We start from the raw sequence: 3,632 nt of genomic DNA on the forward strand, positions 1-3,632 counted from the left end.
AGGCCCTCCTGCCGCACCGCCTCACCCCGGACGATCTCAAAATCCCGACTCCGAACCTGTAAGCCGCAGTCCCGGGGTTGCCCGGACGCTTACCCGTGTACGACACCGAACGGGTGGGACGCCTATTGATGCCCGATATCCGGCAACGCCAGGACTGGGGGCTGTGGCTCCGGGTTTTGCGTGGGGGAGGCCGCGGCGTGGGGGTGCAGGAACCGTTGGCGGCGTTGCGGCTGCATCCGGGTTCGATGACGCAGAACAAGCTGCGAGCGACCCGGTATAGCTGGCGGCTGCTGCGGACCGAGGCGGGGCTGGGCCGCGTAAGAGCATCGCTGGGCCTTGTGGCCCATCTCATCAAGGGTTTGTGCAAGAAGTGGGGAACGGCGCGTGAGTGACGATGTGCGGAGTGAGCTTTACGACCGGGCCTGCGGGCAATGTCGGCCGTGCCCCAGGGGTGCGCAGTCATTGGGACTGCTATCGTCGTAGTGTGTGCTGCATTTGACAACCAGCCCGTCGATCGAGTAAAAGCCGTAAAGACAATAATGGATACCAATTGTAGGGGGCATCCGGGGGCGACGTACGCCGGGGAAAATGGCAGGGCTCCGGGGAGAGTAGTCGCCCCAGTGTCAAGCCATGGTCGCCTCCCGTCCCGCCGAAAGCGACGAGGTAGTGCCGATCGTTTTGAGGCGACGGAGCCGAGCGGTCCCCTGCGGTCCGTTATTGTCGAACAGACAACTCACGGGGCTTGTCTTCTGGTGGCGAACCACGGTTCTAACGCAGATCGCACCCTGGCCGTGTCTGGTCCGATAGCGGATATTTCATTTGTAACCAGGGGAAAGTTATGCGTTCGTCATTCACTCCGCCCGCATCAAATGCGCCCGGGCAATACCGAAATCCGATCACCTTTATGACCCTGGGCATGCGCCTGCGGATGTTTCAGGCATTCAGGGAACATGGCGGGCGGATTTCTGTAACGGGACCCGGGGCAGGACGAGGGGGCATCTTTTCGGCGGCGGTGCTGCTGGCCGGGTTGTGCACGATGGCTGTACCGGCGCAAGCCGATACCCCACCGGACGGACTGGGTGATTTCCGTGTTCAAAACTACGCGACCGGTACGGGTAACGACAACTTCTGGTGGCGCGGTTATGTCTTCAAGCCAAGCCGCGAAGTCGATGTAGTGGGCATGTGGGGGGGATCCGGGCCCAACTGCAATGCATTCTCCGGGGCTATTCTCGAGGCCGATCTCATCACTGACCCGGAGGACAGCAACAGTCCGGCATATGAGATCGGCGACCTGCTTGCGAACGTCAACTGGACGCTATTTGAAGCCGATACGCCCGAGTATCTGGATTTCGACGCCCCCATCACCCTGCAACCCGACCAGTATTACTTTATCGGTCAGGGCCAGGATGAGGGTAACAGTGGGAGCGGTTGCCACTTCAACACCGACTTCCTGGATTTCGAGAATCTGGAAATCGGCAGTGCCATCATCGATGAATGGTTTCCTAGAGGCCAGCTCCAGTATTATCACGACGGCACGCAAGGCGATGGGTCCCAACTGGAGAACACCACTCACGGCACATCTGGCGGGAGCGCCGACACGGACCCTGTCAGAATCTTGGTCGGTTTGCGTTACGAGACCGACGTCGTGCCGGCAGAATTCGATCCGGATGTTGGTACCGGCGATGCGTTTTCCATCGATCCAACGACTTCGATCGTTGAAGGGCAACTGACGTCCACCGGTGCCGCAGGCCCCGAAGACGTCACAACACTGTACTTCGAAATCGGGCAGCAACCGGACCTCTCCGATGGGGAGTTGGTGCCCTCCACTCCGGCCAACGTCACCGGGGAACTGGAGAACCTGTCCTTCGCGGGTGAACAGACCGATTTGGACGCCGGTGAGACCTACTATTACCGGGCCATCGCCGTGAATGAGGGCGGTCGTTCGGAAGGCAGCATTCAAAGCTTCGAACAGGCATCTGACAATTTCCTGAATGCAGTCACCGGGACGACAGATGACGAAGGTGTGGTTGTCCCTGCCATTCGGGGCGTCGAGGAGGGCGACACTGGCGTTTTCACCGTCGTGCCCGAGCCAGGATTCTTTCGTCAGCTTGCTGTCGGCGGTGACTGCCCGGAAGGCACATGGGAGGACAATACTTACACGACGGGCGAGATCACCGAGGCCTGCACTGCGGAATTCAATATCGCGGATACGGAGGATGTGGCCGCAGACCCGCAGTACACTATCAGCGGCAACGTGTCTGGGCTCAGTGGTACCGGCCTCGAGCTGCAGCGAACTGAAGCTGGGGATGACCTTCTGGAGATCAATGAAGACGGGCCCTTCGAGTTTATTTCGCCGGACCTGTTCAACTACGACATAACCGTGGCGCAGCAGCCCACTGAGCCGCAGCAGCGTTGCGATGTTAGTAACGGTGCCGGCTTTATCAATGGCAGCGATGCCAGTGGCGTAGAGGTGGAGTGCGGGGTTGCTTACACCGTTGGAGGTTCGGTAGCGGGTCTCGATGCTGGGGAATCCGTAACATTGACGCTTGATGGTGAGGAGCTTACCGTCAGCAGTGATGGTGAGTTTGGTTTCTCCAGCCTTTTCCTTTCGGGGGAGAGCTACTCGGCCACGGTGGCGAACCAACCCAGTGCTGCAGACCGGAACTGCTCGATCAGCGATGGCAGTGGTACGATTGGCTCTGAGGATGTGACCAGCCTTTCCGTTAGTTGTGCCACGTTTGTTGAAGGTGCCTGCGGAAGTGCTGATGGCCAGGAATCGCTGTTTGCGCCGTCAACGAATCTGTGTGCCTCTGGAGACGTCAGCTCGGTGCTCAGTGAGAGTGGTGGTCATAGCTGGATCTGCGAGGGTTCTGGCGGAGGCGAAACGGCATCCTGCTCTGCCCCAGGGGCGGCGGCGGAGATGCCGGAAGACCCCAACGGCAATGGCGTCCCGGAGGAGGGCAGTGGTGTGACGATGAATATCGCCGAGGGCCAATGTGACGTGAATGAAGCACGCCCGGTAGCCGCACCCGACGGTGGCCCGGAAGGTTACAGCATGCCCTTCGGTATGGTCGACTTCAGCATGGTTAACTGTGAAAGTGACCGCGTGACGCTTGAGGTGACCTTCTCCGGGAGTGTTGAAGATATGGTGTACTGGAAGTATCTGGATGGTGAGTGGCTGGTGATGGACGACGCCCTCCTGTCCGGAAACACCGCAACATTCACGATCGTGGATGGTGGTCCTTTCGACGCGGATCCGACGGAGGGCGCAATTGCTGACCCGAGTGGCCCCGGTTTGCGTGAGATGGGCCCCGAGGCGGAGCCGAGGAGCATTCCGACTCTTTCAAGCTGGGGCGTGCTTATCATGAGTGGTCTGCTGACTTTGATCGGTTTGCTGCTGATGCGTCGGCGCATTAACGGGATGGGTGCATAACTCTACAGACGTAAATGAACGAGGAAGCCCGCCGGAGTTGTGCTACTTCGGTGGGCTTGTTTCATGTTGAGAGGTGTGGGTTTGTGTGGAATTAGTTTTGCGAATAGGTGTCAGGTCTCGCCTGATTGCATACCGCGAGAGAAGGCACCCCTGTTTCATGCCCGGGAGTGGATGAGTATTGTGCCCGATGAGCGAACGG

General features: G+C 59.4%; 2 protein-coding genes. Both read left to right on the forward strand.

Going from position 1 to position 3,632, the window contains the following annotated elements:
* Nucleotides 1-95: 95 nt before the first annotated feature.
* Nucleotides 96-392, forward strand: coding sequence for a hypothetical protein (locus F620_RS0114050; RefSeq protein ID WP_019571080.1), 297 nt, complete (start codon nucleotides 96-98; stop codon nucleotides 390-392).
* Nucleotides 393-904: 512 nt separating this feature from the next.
* The gene (locus F620_RS0114055; protein ID WP_019571081.1) at nucleotides 905-3,433 is read left to right on the forward strand and encodes an IPTL-CTERM sorting domain-containing protein; all 2,529 of its coding nucleotides are present in this window, start codon (nucleotides 905-907) and stop codon (nucleotides 3,431-3,433) included.
* Nucleotides 3,434-3,632: the final 199 nt, after the last annotated feature.

The organism is Thioalkalivibrio sp. ALE11 (assembly GCF_000381205.1).
GTDB lineage: Bacteria > Pseudomonadota > Gammaproteobacteria > Ectothiorhodospirales > Ectothiorhodospiraceae > Thioalkalivibrio.

What these genes read in the sequence shown, in the direction of transcription:
- F620_RS0114055 (WP_019571081.1), top strand. Translation starts at nt 905, where the DNA reads ATGACCCTGGGCATGCGCCTGCGGATGTTTCAGGCATTCAGGGAACAT.